General features: G+C 65.0%; 12 protein-coding genes and 1 pseudogene. 6 read left to right on the forward strand and 7 right to left on the reverse strand.

All coding sequences use genetic code 11. The annotated features are described in order from the left end of the window. From HMPREF9440_RS11890 to HMPREF9440_RS04685, 4 genes and pseudogenes are all read right to left on the reverse strand, one after another. Positions 1 to 183, reverse strand: a pseudogene (locus HMPREF9440_RS11890) (sodium-dependent transporter); the annotation flags it as partial. Between the two features lie 228 nt (positions 184 to 411). Then, entirely contained in the window at positions 412 to 1767 is a 1356-nt protein-coding gene (locus HMPREF9440_RS04675) for a sodium-dependent transporter (RefSeq protein WP_008541970.1), read from the reverse strand. 93 nt (positions 1768 to 1860) lie between these two features. Further along, positions 1861 to 3195, reverse strand: a complete 1335-nt coding sequence (locus HMPREF9440_RS04680) for a sodium-dependent transporter (protein WP_008541971.1) — start codon at positions 3193 to 3195, stop codon at positions 1861 to 1863. A gap of 267 nt (positions 3196 to 3462) precedes the next feature. Next, positions 3463 to 4800 (reverse strand): sodium-dependent transporter, encoded by a 1338-nt coding sequence (locus tag HMPREF9440_RS04685; RefSeq protein WP_008541972.1) that lies wholly within the window; start codon positions 4798 to 4800, stop codon positions 3463 to 3465. A 470-nt stretch (positions 4801 to 5270) separates the two neighbouring features. On the opposite strand from HMPREF9440_RS04685, the gene HMPREF9440_RS04690 reads away from it, so the two are divergent. From HMPREF9440_RS04690 to HMPREF9440_RS04705, 4 genes are all read left to right on the forward strand, one after another. Then, a complete protein-coding gene (locus HMPREF9440_RS04690) occupies positions 5271 to 6023 on the forward strand; it encodes an SIMPL domain-containing protein (RefSeq protein WP_008541974.1) in 753 nt (250 codons plus the stop codon). A 116-nt stretch (positions 6024 to 6139) separates the two neighbouring features. Further along, positions 6140 to 6856: a TIGR00266 family protein gene (locus HMPREF9440_RS04695; protein ID WP_008541976.1), complete on the forward strand. Its 717-nt coding sequence runs from the start codon at positions 6140 to 6142 to the stop codon at positions 6854 to 6856. Between the two features lie 75 nt (positions 6857 to 6931). After that, a complete protein-coding gene (locus tag HMPREF9440_RS04700) occupies positions 6932 to 8452 on the forward strand; it encodes an Eco57I restriction-modification methylase domain-containing protein (protein WP_148516396.1) in 1521 nt (506 codons plus the stop codon). A gap of 145 nt (positions 8453 to 8597) precedes the next feature. Continuing rightward, complete coding sequence (locus tag HMPREF9440_RS04705; protein WP_008541979.1) at positions 8598 to 9245, forward strand: phosphatidylserine decarboxylase; 648 nt, start codon at positions 8598 to 8600, stop codon at positions 9243 to 9245. 385 nt (positions 9246 to 9630) lie between these two features. Here HMPREF9440_RS04705 and HMPREF9440_RS04710 read toward each other — a convergent pair whose 3' ends face one another. After that, a complete protein-coding gene (locus HMPREF9440_RS04710; RefSeq protein ID WP_040763633.1) occupies positions 9631 to 10812 on the reverse strand; it encodes a helix-turn-helix transcriptional regulator in 1182 nt (393 codons plus the stop codon). A gap of 180 nt (positions 10813 to 10992) precedes the next feature. Then, complete coding sequence (gene pssA / locus HMPREF9440_RS04715; protein WP_008541983.1) at positions 10993 to 11847, reverse strand: CDP-diacylglycerol--serine O-phosphatidyltransferase; 855 nt, start codon at positions 11845 to 11847, stop codon at positions 10993 to 10995. A 153-nt stretch (positions 11848 to 12000) separates the two neighbouring features. Here pssA and HMPREF9440_RS04720 point away from each other — a divergent pair, with 153 nt between their 5' ends. After that, positions 12001 to 12708 (forward strand): fumarylacetoacetate hydrolase family protein, encoded by a 708-nt coding sequence (locus HMPREF9440_RS04720; RefSeq protein ID WP_008541985.1) that lies wholly within the window; start codon positions 12001 to 12003, stop codon positions 12706 to 12708. 141 nt (positions 12709 to 12849) lie between these two features. Here the strand turns inward: HMPREF9440_RS04720 and HMPREF9440_RS04725 are convergent, their stop codons facing one another. Further along, entirely contained in the window at positions 12850 to 13881 is a 1032-nt protein-coding gene (locus HMPREF9440_RS04725) for a DMT family transporter (protein WP_008541987.1), read from the reverse strand. 543 nt (positions 13882 to 14424) lie between these two features. Between HMPREF9440_RS04725 and HMPREF9440_RS04730 the strand changes: the two genes are divergently transcribed. After that, entirely contained in the window at positions 14425 to 15768 is a 1344-nt protein-coding gene (locus HMPREF9440_RS04730) for a hydantoinase/carbamoylase family amidase (RefSeq protein WP_050816119.1), read from the forward strand. The last annotated feature ends 180 nt before the right edge of the window (positions 15769 to 15948 follow it).

The following is a 15948-nucleotide window of genomic DNA, read 5'->3' on the forward strand; positions in this document are numbered from 1 at the left end:
GGCGATGAGGAGCGCGACGCCCACGGTGAGCGTAAAGAAGATGTACGGGAGCATGAAGACGGAACCGCCGTTCGTGCCCGCCATGTAGGGGAATTTCCAAATCGCGCCGAGGCCCACGGCGGACCCGGCGCTCGCGAGGATGAAGCCGAGGCGCGAGCCCCAGCCGGACGTGTTTTGAGACATGAGGAGTTTCCTTCGGTGAGGCCGCTCCGGGGATTCGGCGCGGCCCGGTTGGAACCGACTGCCGGGAGGGTTCCCGCGGTTCCCTGAGCCTCGTCTTCGGGTTCGATTCTCTCCGTAGAAGCCCGAAGTGAGGCCGGGAGTTGCGGCGAGGGGCCTGGCGCCCCTCGGTTCAGGATACAGGCCCGAGGATGTTCCGCCCTCAGGCGTTTGTCGTAGAGACCTTCCCCGTCAGAAAAGGCCGATCGCCTTGAAGGTGACGAGCACGATCACGATGGGCGAGAGCACCACCATGATGAGGCGAAGGAACGTGAGCCCGGTCTTGCCGATGCGGCTCCCGGTCTCCAATTCCTCCTTCACGTCCTTCCAGGCGACCATGCCGCCCACGATCGCGAGCCCGAGGCACCCCAAGGGCATGCCGATGTTGGAGGTCGCGTAGTCGAAGAGGTCGAAGAAGCCCTTCCCGAAGATGGTGACGTCGGCGAGGGGCCCAAAGGAGAGCGCGCAGAGGATGCCCAAAATGCCCAACGTCGTGGAGGTCGCCCACACCGACTGGCGGCGCGTGAGGCGCCAGACGTCGACCAAGTACTGCACCGACATTTCGAGAATCGAAATGGCGGAGGTCAGGGCCGCGACGAAGAGGCAGACGTAGAAGGCGACGGCGAAGAGGTCGCCCAAGGGGAGCTTCCCGAAGACCGCGGGCATCGTCACGAACGTGAGCCCCGGGCCCGCGTCGGGCGAGAGCCCGAACGCAAAGACCGCCGGCATGATCATGAGGCCGCCCAGGATCGAGGACATGATCGCGAGGAAGACGATCCAGGTGGTCGACTTCGGAATGTCGACGTCGCGACCGAGGTAGCTGCCGTAGTTCATCTGGGAGCCGGAACCGACGGAAAGCGAGAAGAAGGCGAAGCCCATGGCGTTCAGGAGCGCCTCACCCGTGAAGGCTTCCGGATTCCACTGGAAGAGGAAGGTGAGGCCTTCGGACGCACCGGGCAGCGACAGCCCGCGCACGATGAGGATGAGCATCAGGACGAAGAGGAGCGGCATCAGGACCTTCGAGACGCGCTCGATCCCCTTCTCGACCCCGCACATCACGACCGCGGCGGTCGCGGTGAGGAAGGCCGCGTGGCAGATGATGGGAAGGGTCCCCGACGAGGCGAACGTGCCGAAGGCGTCCTTCAAGGTCGACGGATCCGTCACCGCGCCGTTCCCGATGAAGGCCTGCGCCATGTAGTAGACGCACCAGCCGCCCACGACCGAGTAGAAGGCCAGAACGAAGTAGCCGGTCGCGACCGAGACGAGCCCGAGCCACCCCCAGCGCTTCCCGCCCAAAAGCGGGAACGCCGTCGCGGCGCCGCCGCGGGCGCGGCGCCCCATCGCCATTTCGCCGATCAAAAGCGCGAGCCCGATCGTGAGCGTGAAGAAGATGTAGGGGAGCATGAAGACGGAGCCGCCGTTGGTGCCCGCCATGTAGGGGAACTTCCAAATGGCGCCGAGACCGACGGCGGAGCCTGCGCTCGCAAGAATGAAGCCGATTCGCGAAGACCAGACGCTTCGCGCCGTAGAGGGCTGTGCGGTTGACATGATGTTGTCCTTACGCCGAGGGGGCGAGGTGTTTTGTTGTCGTGAATGCATTCGGGCCGTGCGCCGAATCCGGCGCGCGGCCCGTGTGGAGGGTTAAAGGAGTCCCGAAATGAGCACGACCGTGACCAGAATCGGGGAGAGGACGAGAAGCGTGAGGCGAAGCGTGCGGAACCACGCTTCGGACCGCGGCGTCTCGCCCGCGATGTCCGCGCTCACGCGCGGCCAGCACCACCAGCCCGCCAGAAGCAGGATGACGAGGCCGCCCACCGGGAGCGAAATGTTGGACGTGAAGAAGTCGAAGAGGTCGAACGCATTCTTCCCGAGGAAGGTCTTGTCGGCGAGGATCCCGAAGGAGAGGCAGGGGAGCGCCCCGACGATCGCGAGCGCGATCGTGGAGAGCACCGCGGCCTTCGGGCGCGGCATGCGCTTCTCGTCGACGAGGAACGCCACGAGAATCTCGATCATCGACACCGAGCTCGTCACGGCCGCCACCACGATGCAGAGGTAGAAGAGCACCGCGAAGAACTGCCCGAAGGGGATCTGCGCGAAGACGGCGGGCATCGTGATGAAGGTGAGGCCGGGGCCGGCGGTGGGGTCGAGCCCGAACGCGAAGACCGAGGGCATGATCATGAGGCCGCCCAGAAGCGACGCCATGACGCCCAAAAACGCGATCCAGAGGCAGCCCGACAGAAGGTTCGACTTCTGGTCGAGGTACGACCCGTACGTGAGCATGCAGCCGCACCCGACGCAAAGCGAGAAGAACGTGAAGCCCATCGCCTGAAGGAGCGCGTCGAAGGAGAACGCCTCCGGCTTGAATTCGAAGAGGAATTCCACGCCCGCCCAGGCGCCCGGGAGCGTGAGCCCGCGCACGATCAGGACCAGCATCATGATGAAGAGGAGCGGCATGAGGAACTTCGATACGCGCTCGATCCCCTTCGTCACGTCCAAGGCGATGATGAGGCCGTTGATCAGGAGAAAGAGCCACTGGAAGCCCAGGGCGGTCACGGGGTCCGCCGTCAGGTCCTGAAAGTGCGCGCCCAGGAGCGACTGGTCGGTGATGAGGCCGGTGCCGGTGAGCGCCTCGCAGAAGTAGGCGAGGGTCCACCCGCCGATGGCGGAGTAGAAGCACAGCACCAGGAACCCGGTCAGAACGCCCAGGTACCCGGCGGGCACGAAGATGGGGCCGCCCAAACGGCGGTAGGCGGTCACGATGCCGCCGCGGCCCGTGCGGCCCAGCGCAATTTCCGCGATGAGAAGCGCAAGGCCCACGGTGAAGGTAAGGAGCACGTAGGGGAAGACGAAGGCGCTGCCGCCGTTCGTCCCGACCATGTAGGGGAACTTCCAAATGGCGCCCAGACCCACGCTCGCGCCTGCGCTCGCAAGCACGAAACCGATGCGGCTCGTCCAGGTTTTTCGCTCAACGGACATACGTAAAACTCAAGTTAAGAAAAGGGCGTCACTTAGGGGGTGGTCTTCGGATCGTATCGGAAGGTTGCGGACTTTGCCAAATGCGTCCGGGCCTGGCCCGGGCAACTTCGGGACAACTTCCGGACAACGCCCGGACAACTTTGCGGACGCTTTTTCCGTGCTTCCTTCTTCGTTTGTGCGGAAAGTTTTCGCCCTCCGCACAAAAGAAGAAGGCCGGCGCACCTTCCAATCATTGCGCCGGCCCGGGTCTTCAGGGTGGCGTCCGGCTTAGCCGAAGACGCCCTGATAAATCGCCACGAGAACGAGGACGGGGGCGAGGAACGTGATCATCACGCGGATCATCTGGATCGTCCCTTCGCTGTACTGGCGGACGGAGACGAGTTCCTCACGGATGGCGGGCCAGGCCTTCCAGCCCGCGAGCACCGCAACCGCCAGACCGCCGATCGGCATCATGAAGTTCGAGCACACGAAGTCGAGGAAGTCGAAGATGTTGCGGCCCGCGATGGTGATGTCGCTCCAGACGCCGAAGGAGAGGGCCGAGACGCCGCCGAGGAAGAAGAGCGTCACCCAGCAGAGGATCACCGAGGCGCGGCGGGAGAGGTGCCATTCGTTGTGGATGAAGGCCACGACCACTTCAAGGAGCGACACCGACGAGGTGAGCGCCGCCACCAGGAGGCAGATGTAGAAGAGCGCCGCGAAGATGTCGCCCGCAGGGACCGACGCGAAGATCATCGGCACCGTGATGAAGACGAGGCCGGGACCGGCGTTCGGTTCGACGCCGAAGGCGAAGACCGCCGGCATGATCATCAGGCCCGCGAGGATGGAGGCCTGAATGGCGAGCATCGCGACCCAAAGGGACGAATTCGGGATGCAGGTGTCCTTCGAGAGGTACGAGCCGTACGTCACGAGAATGCCGGCGCCGAGCGACAGCGAGAAGAACGTGAAGCCCATGGCGTTCAGGATCGCCGCGGCGGTGACGTTTTCCCACTTGAAGCTGAAGAGGTACTCGACGCCCGCCCAGGAACCCGGGAGCGTCATGCCGCGCACGATGATCGCGAGCATCAGGATGAAGAGGGTCGGCATCAGGTACTTCGAGATGCGTTCGATCCCCTTTTCGACGCCCAGGATGACCGTGCCGCAGGTGAGCGACAGGAACACCAAATGCCAGGCGATGTTCTTCGTCCCGTTCGAGACGAGTTCGCCGAAGTTGGCCTTCAAGAGGTCCGCATCGGTCGTCGTGACGGCGCCCATGAAGGAGTCGACGAGGTACGAGACGCACCAGCCGCCCACGACCGAGTAGTAGGAGAGAATCAGGTAGGAGGTGAGCACGCCGAAGGCGCCCAACGCCGCGTAGGTCTTGCCGCCCACGTTCTTCATGGCGGAGACGACGGACCCGCGGCCGCGGCGGCCGATCGCAATTTCAGCCATGACCAACGCTACGCCGATCGTGAACACGAACACGATGTACGGAATGATGAAGGCGGCGCCGCCGTTGGCGCCGGCCCAGAACGGAAATTTCCAGATCGCGCCGAGGCCGATAGCCGAGCCGGCGCTCGCGAGAATGAAGCCGAGGCGAGAGCCCCACTGTGCGTTGGTAGCTGCCATAAGGAGTCTTTCTTCTTTTTTGGTTTGTGAGAGGGGGGAAGAACCTGCCGCTCGTCACTCCAAGGGGCCGGAGGGTCGGTGCTTGGAGGCGCGAACGGCCGGAACGGCGGAAGGTTGAAAGGATTGTAACGAGGGGCGTCGGACGCTTTGGGCGGATTCTTGCGGAACGCCCGCCGCGAAGCGTCCAACGTTTGGTTTAAACGGGGTTTTGTAAGGGCTTTGTCTTAGATCGCTGAGGTGAAAGCCCGCACGTTTGGCCGCTTATTGGGTTCCTGTGCCGTTTTTTCGCTTTTGCAAAAATGGGTGTTTTTGCAAAAGCGGGCAGGGGCTCGCCAAACCCTCGGGGCCGTTTTCAGTTGCTTTCAAACGCTTTACCGATTTGCGGCCAAATCCCGAGGACTTCGGTACCCGCTCCTGCGAGAATGAGGGCAGCGATAGGGGCGCGTCGTCCCCCGACAAAGGAGAGAAACATGCTCAGAAAAACTTGGCTTTTGACGCCCCTCGTCTGCGCCGTCGCCGCCACGTCGGCGTGGGCCGTCGAGACGATCGAACTTCCGCGCCCGGCGGAAGCGGGCACCGTGATGACGCTCTCGGGCGAAGCCTCGAAGAAGTTGGAAAACGACGAAGCGACCGTCATCTTCTCGATTGAGGTCCAGAAGAAGGACGTGGCCGCGGCCACGAACGACACGATCAAGGCGGTGAACGCCGCGGTCGACGCGATCAAGGCGATTCAGGGGAAGGTGGAGCTTCAGACCGCCGACTTCTCGACCCGTGCGGTCTACACGAAGGCGAAGGAAGGCGAGACGCCGACCGTCGGCGCCTGGGTCGTGCGCCAGACGCTGCGCGTCACCGTGAACGACATGACGCTCGTGCCCTCCGTCATGGAGGCGGGTTTGAAGACCCTGACGGTCGACGGGATTGAACTGCGCGTTTCGGACGAACTCCGGAAGCGCACCCAGGACGAGCTTCTTGGCGAAGCGATCCACGACGCGATGGCGCGAGCTGTGCGCGTCGCGAAGGTGATGGGCCTCGAAGCCGCGGACGTCCGGATCGAATCGATCGGTACGGGCCGCATGTCGGGTCCGTCGGTGCGCTACTACGCGGCCCCCCGGGTTGCGAACGATGCCGTGCTCGCGAAGTCCGTGATGGCGGCGCCCTCGGTTTCGGCGGGGACCTCGGACGTGACGCAGGAAGTCACGATGCAGGTACGCATTCGTCCTTAAACTTTCATCCTGCGGGCTGACCGACCACGACGGGCGGCGGAAGCGTTTCCGGCCGCCCGAATTGTTGACGGCCGCCCGGCACCCATCTTCGACCACTTTTCCAAAAGGAACCCACCATGGCACGCTTTGAAACCGACGGCTCGATCGATCCGATCCTCCGCGTCTCGCTCGAACCCGGCGAAACGATCTGCGCGGAGCGGAACGCCATGGTGGCGATGGACCGCTCGCTCTCCTTGAAGGGCGCGACCCGCGGCGGCTTCTTCAAGTCGCTCGCACGCAAGGTCCTCAACGACGAAACCTTCTTCCAGCAGGTGGTCGAGGCCGGGGACCGTCCGGGCGAGATCCTTCTGGCGCCGAACTTGCCCGGCGACGTGACGCTTCTCGACGTGGGCGATCGCCAGTACTACTTGTCGGACGGCGCCTTTCTCGCCTCGACCTCCGGGGTGGAGTTCGAGACGAAGACGCAGAGCCTCGGGCGCGCGCTTTTGGGCGACTCGGGCGGCTTCTTCGTCATGAAGACCTCGGGCTCGGGGACGCTCGCCGTCTCCGGCTTCGGCTCGGTGCGGGAGCTCCGCGTCACGAAGGAGCGTCCGATGATGGTCGACAACGGGCACGTCGTCGCCTGGGACGCGGGGTTGGACTACGAGCTTTCCATCAACTCGAGCAGGTCTGGCCTCATGGGGAAGCTCCTTCATTCGCAGCTCTCGGGTGAAGGCGTGATGCTCAAATTCAAGGGCGAAGGCGTCGTTCTCGTCTGCTCGCGCAACAAGGGCGGGTTCTTGGACTGGATCTTCTCGCAGAGCCCGACCGAGAAGGCCGTGAAGAACGAGTGAAGCGGATCCCGAGTCCTCCGATATGACGGAAAAACGGAAGGGCGTCGTCTACACGCGCCGTTGGTCGCCGACTGGATGCTCGACATGGTCGGGTACCGGGCGGAGGAAGAGATCGGCCGCAGGCTGATCGTCGAGCCGTCGTGCGGCTGCGGCGCCTTTCTTCTGACGATCGTCGAACGGCTCTGCGGCTGGAAGGCGCGTCACCCGGACGTCGGCTGGGCGGCGCTCTCGGAGTGCATCCGCGCCTTCGACGTCGACGAGGCGGCGCTTCGTGCGACGCGGCGCGCCGTTCGTCAGGCGCTCATCCAACGCGGGTGCCCGCCGGAGACGCTCCTTGACGCCTGGCTCGTCTGCGGGGACTTTCTCCTTCACGACACGGATCTTCGCGCCGACTTCGTGGTCGGCAATCCGCCCTACATCCGCGCGACGGACATGCCTGCGGAGAAGCGGAAGGCCTACGCCGCTCATCTCAATTGCGTCACCCTCGGGACGGACATCTTCGTGGGTTTCTATGAGAAGTCGCTCGAACTACTGAAGCCGGGCGGCGCGCTCTGCTTCATCTGTGCGGACCGGTGGCTCCAGAACGCCTACGGAAAGCGCCTGCGCGGCAAGGTCAACGCCGACTTCAACCTCGACGTGCTCGTGCGCATGCACGAAGTCCGGGCGTTCGACGAGGACGTGGACGCCTATCCGGCGGTCACGCTCATCCGCCGCGAAGCTCGGCGGGAAACCTTCAGGTTCGTGAACTGTTCGCCCGCCTTCGGCGCGGACGACGTCGAAGACGTCGAACGGGCGATGGATGGCGGTTTGGACAACGTCCGGGGGAGCCGCTTCGAGCTGATCCGGTTGGAGAAGCCCCATGGTGATGCGCTCTATCCGCTCGCCGACGCCGCGACCGTCCGGTTCGTCATGAGCGCGATGGGGCGGTATCAGCCGATCGAGAAGTGCGGCGTCGCGATCGGGATCGGCATCGGCATCGCGACCGGCTGCGACGACGTCTTCCTCACGGAGGACGCCACGCTGGTGGAAGCGTCGCGGCTCCTGCCCCTCTACCATCAACGCTTCAAGGACGCCCGCCCCGTCTTTCTCGTGAACCCTTGGGAGGAGGACGGGAGCCTCGCGGATCTTCAGCGCCATCCGCGCCTTCGGAACTACTTCGAGAAGCACGCCGACCGTCTGAAGCGCCGGTATGTCGCGAGGAAGTCGCCCGAAGCCTGGTACCGGACGATCGACAAGATTCAGACGGAGCTTCTCGGGAGGAGGCTCATCCTGCTCCCGGACTTGGGTGTCGAGGCGAAGCCCGTCATCACGGACCGGTACCCCCATCACGGCTGCTACTGGATCGCCTCCGACGAGTGGGACCTTGAAGCGTTGGTGGGGCTCCTGATGAGCACGCCGGTCCGTCGCTTCATCGACGCTTTCGGGGTCAAGATGCGGGGCGGGACGCTCCGCTTTCAGGCCCAGTACCTGAGGTACGTGCATCTGCCCGAGTGGAAGGACGTTCCGGACGAGGTGCGCGAAGGTTTGCGCACCGCCTTCCGTCGGGGCGACGCGGCGCTCGCCGACCGATGGGCCGAGCGGGCGTACCGCCCGTGAGCCCTCCGGCCGCGTTTCTCTTCCGAATCGTCGGACGGCGGCGCCCCAATCCTCTACAATGTCGGCCCGGACCGATCCCGGTCCGCATCCGACCCCGCCGAGAAGGCGGGGATTCATCCGCCTTCCTCCGAGGACACGCTCCAAAGTGAACGCCCAGATTTATCCGCATCCGTTCATCGCCCGCGAAGGTCGCCCGATCCTGGGCGGTCTTCTTGCCCTGACGGTCATCCTGTGGCTCTTCGACTTCGACTTCCTGGCCTTCATCGCCTTCGTCGCCTTCGTCTTCTCGCTGCAGTTCTTCCGCGATCCCGCCCGTGAGCTTCCGGCGGATCCGCGCGCCGTCGTGAGTCCCGTGGACGGGCGCGTCTGCAAGGTGCAGAACGCCGAGGATCCGCTCACCGGCGAACCCCGCGTCATGGTCTCGATCTTCATGAACGTCTTCAACGTGCACAGCCAGAAGTCGCCCGTGGCGGGCGTCGTCGAAGAGGTGAAGTACACGCCGGGGCTCTTCCTCAACGCCGACCTCGACAAGGCTTCGACCGACAACGAACGCAACGCCGTGCGCGTGCGCATGGAAGACGGCCGCGACGTCACCTTCGTGCAGGTCGCGGGCTTGATCGCCCGCCGCATCCTCTGCCACACCTCGGTGGGCGCGAAGCTCGCCCGCGGCGAGCGCTACGGCTTCATCCGCTTCGGCTCCCGCGTGGACGTCTTCCTCCCGCCCGAGGCGGAAGTCACCGTCACCATCGGTCAGAAGGTGACGGGCGTGATGTCGACGATCGCGCGCCTCTGATCACCTCTGATCCTCTCTGGGAACCTCTTCACGAGAGCCTCTTTTGAGAGGTTCCACAACCTCTTTTTTTCTTATTTGGGACGGGGTCGTCTTCACTCCGCCGGGAGGTGCCTTCCGGCTCGTGGGTGCCCCTGACGTTCGACGCGCTTTGCTGAATCCCGTTTCAGTACAGCGCGCTGTACTACACCTGACTGTAGTACAGCCAACTGTACTGCACCCAACTGTAGTACAGTCGGATGTGCTTCTTGTATTTCCTTGGTTATCAAGGAATGAGGTGAAAAGAGAACTGAACGGGTGGTGAAATGCAAGGGATCCTCCGCACGCGAAAGCCCGGCTCGCGCCGGGCTTCGGAGGTGGAATCGGGCACGGGTCCCGGTGTTGTCGTTCAGAAGGACCCCGGCGTCACGAGCGGCTCGGGGGCGCGCAGTTGCTCCTTGGTGCTCCGGATGATCCACTCGGCGCGCTGCGCGAGCCACGCGTCCAAAAGCGCCGAGTCTTCGAGCACGGCGACGACGCGCCAGAGCGGCGCCTCGTCGGTCGAGTCCGGGTCGACGGAGGCTTCCTGCGTCGCGCAGAGCGGGCTCTCCAGAATCTCGCGCACGAGGTCGGGGCTGTCGGTGACGACCGTGAGCCGCACGGTGCGGCCGCGCTTCCCTTCAAAGTTCGCCCGGCGCACGAAGTCTTCGAGGCTGAAGTCCTCGGGGATGAGCGCCGGGAGGAGCGTCACGCGGGCGTCGTCGAAGCGGTGGAGCGCGTAGAGCCCGATCACGGGGCGCTCCTCTTCGACGGGTTGCCCGGCTTCTTCAAGACGGCGTCGGCGGATGCGTGCGAGCGTGTGCTTCACGCCGCGGGGCTCTTCGTAGCCCACGACGAAGGTTCTCGATTGGTGCTGGATGAGCCCCAAAGGGTGGAGGTCGATTTCGGAAAACCGCCCCGTATCGCGGCGGTAGCGGCCGTGCATGACCATCTCAGAAAAGAGCGCTTCGACGGCCGCCTCAAAGACCGAGGCCCGGATCGCGGGCACCGTGACGGGAAGGGTCGGGGGCGTCACCACGATCTTCTCCAACCACGAGGTGTTGGCGCGCGCGGCGTCCGGGGCGAGGTTGCGCTTCGCGGTGCGCAGCATCGGGCGAAGCCCGTTCAAGGCACCCGTGGGTAGATGGTGGCGCAGACCTTCTTCCGCGAAGCGCAGCAGCACCGCCTCGACCGGCGAGAGCCTCGGGAGCTGGATCCCCTTGGCGTTCGGGCTCCAACGGTAGCGGCGCGGGCGCACCGTTTCGTCGCAGTCGATCGCGAAGTCGGCGGCGTCGCTCCTGATCGTCTGCAGATAGCGCTGCAGGGTGCGGATCGGGAGATCGATCCCTTCGCGGCGGAGTTCTTCCTGAATCTCCTGCGTGTCGATCGGACGGTTCTGCGGGATCAACTGCAGGATCCTGATGAGGCGGATCGCGTCGTCGAACATCGGGCTCGGACGGGCGGTCTTTCGGCCCGCGGCGGCCTTGGCGTCATGTGTGCCGCCGGGCGTGCCGCGGTCCGCGCGGCTCGTGCGGTTCGTCGATGAAGCCATGGCTTCCTCCCTACCAAGGAACAAGGTTCTCAGAAAAATGTATCAGCCGAACGCCGGGGCGATCGTTTCGAAATGCACCGAAGTGTGTGGGCGGAACGAAAAGCGGCGCCCGCTTCAGGGGCGCCGCATCTCGAAAACGCTTGGAATCCGGCTGTTCCGGCCGTTTCGGCGGGTGTGCCGTCAGTGGTGTTCGGCGGGGTCTTCGCCGGCCGCGAGGGCAGCCTGCTGCGCGGCGATGTCGGCTTCGATCGGGTTGGGGCGCCCCTTCCACCAGCACCAGAAGGCGTAGAGGTAGCCCGAGAGCGCGTAGATGCAGAAGAGCACGAAGATCGAAAGCGACGTGTTGCTCGAGATGATGATGAAGAGGAGCGACGCGACGACGATGAACCAGAAGGGGATCGTGCGCACGACGGCGTAGCTCTTCCCGGAGAAGAAGGGCGCGTTGCTCACCATCGTGAGGCCGGCGTAGAGCGTGACGACCAACGCCGCTTCGGCCTGATGCGGGAGCATGAAGTCGGGGATGTGGCCTTCGACGCAGAGCCAGACGTAGCCGCAGACGAGCGCCGCCGCGGCCGGGCTCGGGAGCCCCTGGAAATAGTTCTTGGAGACGACGCCCACGTTGCAGTTGAAGCGCGCCAGGCGCAGGATCGCGCAGAAGGCGTAGACGAAGGCGACGGCCCAGCCGAGCTTGCCCAGGCCCACGAGGCTGTGTTCGTAGACGATCAAGGCCGGGGCGACGCCGAAGCTCACGGCGTCGGCGAGGCTGTCCATCTGCACGCCGAATTCGCTCTGGGTGTGGGTGAGGCGCGCGACGCGCCCGTCCATCCCGTCGAAGAGCATCGAGAAGAAGACGGCGATCGCGGCGGTGCCGAAGTCGCCGTTCATCGCCTGAACGATGCCGTAGAAGGCGGCGAAGAAGGCCGCCGCGGTGAAGGCGTTCGGCAGGACGTAGATGCCCTTGGTGCGGACGGCTTCGATGCGCTGTTGGCTGATTTCAGCGAGCGACTTGCGGTGAGGAGTGGGATGGTCGGTCATTGCTTTTGCGAGCGGTGCTTTCGGTGTGCGCGTGTCCGGGGACCAGGGGGCCCCGAAAATCGTTCGGCCTATTGTACAGGCGTTGGCGGCAAACCATACAATGAGCAAATTTCTGCAATAGTTCACCGCCCGACGCGGGCGGCTTTTCGAGTCATGCCGTATCTCTTCGCACCGCCCCAGCAGGCCGTCATTCCCGTCCAGGACGAACGCTACGAATTCTTCCCCGTGCGCCGCGTCTACTGCGCCGCGCGCAACTATTCCGCGCACGCCGCGGAGGTCGCGCGGCCGGGTGAAGTGGTCGAGGCGCCCTTCTTCTTCATGAAGCCCTCGGACGCCGTGGTGCCGGTGGCGGACGGCGAGACCGTCCGGATCGCCGCGCCGGAGGATCCGGAAGCGAGGCTCGAGTACGAGGTCGAACTGGTGGCGTGCCTCTCGAAGGGCGGCAGGAACCTCACGGAAGAAGAGGCTGAAGCCTGCATTTGGGGCTGGTGCGTCGGGATCGACTTCACCCGCCGCGACCGTCAGCGCGAGATGAGCGCGAAGGGCCGCCCTTGGGAGGTCGCGAAGGCCACCGACCGGAGCGCCCCGGTGAGCCACCTGCGCCCCGCGTACCGCACGCCCATGCCCGCGCCCGCCGACATCTACCTCTACAAGAACAACGAGAAGGTGCAGTCGGGCCGCACGGACCAGATGATGGTCTCGCCCGCAGGGTTGATCGTCGAACTCTCCCGCACGTGGGAGCTTCAGCCGGGCGACATCGTCTTCACGGGGACGCCCTCGGGCGTGGGCCCGGTGAAGAAGGGCGACGTGCTTCTCGCCGGCGTCAACGGCGTGGGGACGCTCCGCGTCGAGATCGTCTGATCGGGGCCCGCCGCAGACCTCACATCCATATGGGAGCCGAGCCGGTGCGCACCGGCTCGGGGTCTCTCGAAGACCGTTCAAGAAAAAGGCCGCAGCCCGTTGCCGGGCGCGGGCTTTTTGACTGATGGGGGGTGTCGTCGGTCAGGCGCGCTGACGGACGGCGGCCACCGCCATCTTCTTCCCGGCGTAGCGGGCGTCGAGCTTGATGTTGATCTTCGCGGGCTTTTCTTCGAGCGGCTGACGGAAGACGCGGAGCGACCCCAGCACGCCCGCCATCAGGATGATGAAGCCCACGACCATCGTGACGGTCGGGAGTTCCCCGCGGTAGATGAGCGCGTAGACGACGGCGAAGACCGATTCGAAGACGATGAGCTGACCGCCGAGCGCAGCCGGAAGACGCTGGCTCATCTGGTTCCAGGCGAGCATCGCGACCCACGAGCAGAGGAAGCCCACCATGAGCGCAACGAGGAGGAACGTCACGGGTTCGGGTCCCATGAAGTGCACCGACGTGTCCATGAAGCCGATCGGCCACGCGAGGAGCGCGAAGGCGCCCAGCACCACGGGGAGCACCGTCACGCCCTGAAGCGCCGTCCAGGCGCTCGTCGAATGGTGGGGGTGCTCAAGAAGCCAGTCGGCGTTGTAGATCGAGAACCAGGTCCAGGCGAAGACCGCGGCGATGCCGAAGCCGACGCCGATCCAGAAGGTTTGCCCCCCGCCGGCGCTCGCTTCCGCGATCATCTTGAATTCGGACCAGTTGGCGATGACGAGCCCCGCGAAGATGACGGCCAAGGGAGGCAGGATGCGGCTCCAGGGAATCGCGCGCCCTTCCTTCGCGTAGCGGACGTTGGAGACGATGGCGACCAACACCGGAATCACGGCCATGAACATGCCGGCCAGAGGGGCGCCCGCCATGCGGATGCAGATCGTGAGCATCGAGTAGAAGATCACGTTGCCGAAGAACGGAAGCTTGAACGCCTCCCAGATGTCGGCGCGGGTGAACTTTTTGAGTTCATGGCGCAGGAACCAAAGGCAGGGCAGCGACACGATCCCGAAGGAGATGAAGCGCCCGAGCGCCACGAGCACGGGGTTGTACTGCGGTACGAGAAGCGGGGCGATGTAGATGAGGCCCCAGAGAGCACCCGCAGCGATGCCCAGAAGAACACCGATCAGCATTGGTAGACGGAATCCTTTTCGGGCCGCCGTCTTTCACCCGGCGGCCAACGCGTAGCGGAGCGGCGTGTGAAAGGGAGCTTTTGCCGTCCGTTGATGTCGCCGGAGGTTTCCCCGCCGGCGGCCCCTCCGCCGGGCGTCCTTCCCGTCGGGGAGCGCCCGGATGTGCGTCCTGCGCAGCTGAGAGGGCTCTCTCCGACCCCCGGGGCTCCTGACCCGTGCGTCACTGCGGCATACGTATTTTCCGAGCGTTGCCATCTTAACAAAAAGATATTTCTACGCAAAGTCTTATAGGTACAAACCACAGGCCGGAAAAGATTGCGTAAAAATTCACCGGAAAGGAGGATCCGGAGAGGGTCTCGATCGCCGAAAGTTGTACGTATGAACACGTATGCTTGGATTCCTTTGGCGGACGGGCGTTTCGGTTGGGCCGAACCCGGGTTCGGCGTTCAGGCCGGAGTTCGGACCCGCCGGTCGGGGCGAAGCGCCGTCGGAACGCCTATCATCGAAGGCATGCCGATAGAAAAATCGTCTGAGGCGAAGACCATGACGCACGACCGAAAGACCACGATCCAACCCGAATCGACTGAGAACGCCCTCCCGATCCTCACGCCCGGGAGGATGCGGGCGCTGACGCGCGCCTTCACCGAAAAGCTCTTCGAGGACGTGCGCCGCATGAGCGTGACGAAGGGGCCGGAGGGCAAGCCTTTGGAAAGCGAAGGCGTGACCCGCACTGCCTACTCCGACGAAGAGACGGCGGTGTTGGATCACCTCGAAGCCATTGCGCGGGACTGGGGGCTGGAGGTCCGCACCGACCCGGTCGGAAACCGCTTCTTCACGTACGCGGGCGAGGACCGGACGCTCCCTGCGTTGATGAGCGGGAGCCACGCCGACAGCGTGCTCTCGGGCGGGAATTTCGACGGGCTCGCCGGGATCGCGGCGGCCTTTGCGGCCGTGGCGGCGTGGCGCGCACTGGGGCTACGCCCCAAACGCGACTTCACGATCGCCGCCTTCCGGGCGGAAGAGCCGGGGCTCTTGGGCACGGAAGCGCTCTTCGGGCGGATGAAGCCCGAAAGCCTCACGCGGCGCATCGACCCCCGGCCGGGGGCGCTCGTCTTCGGCGAATTGGTGAAGCGTCAGGGGCTCGATCCGCAGCGCCTCGTCTCGGGCGAGGTGTTTCTGGACCGCGGCTCGGTCGACGCGTTTTTGGAACTCCACATCGAACAGGCGCCTTCGCTCGCAGCGGACGACGTGGTCCGCACGGGGCTCGTCACCGGCATCCGCGGGCGCATCGCCTACGACGTGATCGAGGTCGTGGGCGATGCCGCCCACGCGGGCGCGATCGAGCGCGCGTACCGGCGGGACGCCGTGGCCGCCTCGGCCGAAGTGGTCCACCGCATGAACGCGTGGTGGGCGGAGCGCTTGGCGGCCGGAGACGATCTGGTCCTCACCTTCGGCGTCTTCGCGACGCCCGAAGACGCGGTCTTCAACAAAATCGCGGGCGACGTGCGGTTGAGCTTCGAAGCGCGCTCTCTGGAGGTTGAGGTCCGCGAAGCCGCCGCCCGAAAGCTTCTCGACACCTTCCGGGAAGTGGAAGCCGAGACCGGCGTGGCGTTTCGCCCGCAGGCGGCTTCGCGCCTTGAACCTCAGCTCTCGGACGAGGGGCTTCTCTCGGCGCTAGCCGACGCCGCCCGGCGGACCGGCGTTCCCGTGCGCCGCATGGCCTCGGGCGCCGGGCACGACGCGCAGAACTTCGGCGTCGCGGGGATTCCGTTCGCGATGATCTTCGTCGCGAACGACCACGGCTCGCACAACCCGCGGGAGGCGATGACGCTCAACGACTTCGAAGCCGGCGCGGCGCTTTTGGCCGACGCGGGTCTGCGGTGGTGAGCGGTCACTCAGTTGGAGCCGTCCGTTTGACAGGGCGGAAAAGACGCTGACCTTCGCAAAAACGCCCCGCCGAACACGAGGTTCGCGGGGCGTCGTCGTCTGATCTGATCAGGTGGGTCAGGAGGCCTTCTGTGGGGTCGCTTCAGGCTGCGGCTGCGCGGCGGCTTCCGCCTTGGCTTC

This window comes from Sutterella parvirubra YIT 11816 (genome assembly GCF_000250875.1).
Lineage (GTDB): Bacteria > Pseudomonadota > Gammaproteobacteria > Burkholderiales > Burkholderiaceae_F > Sutterella > Sutterella parvirubra.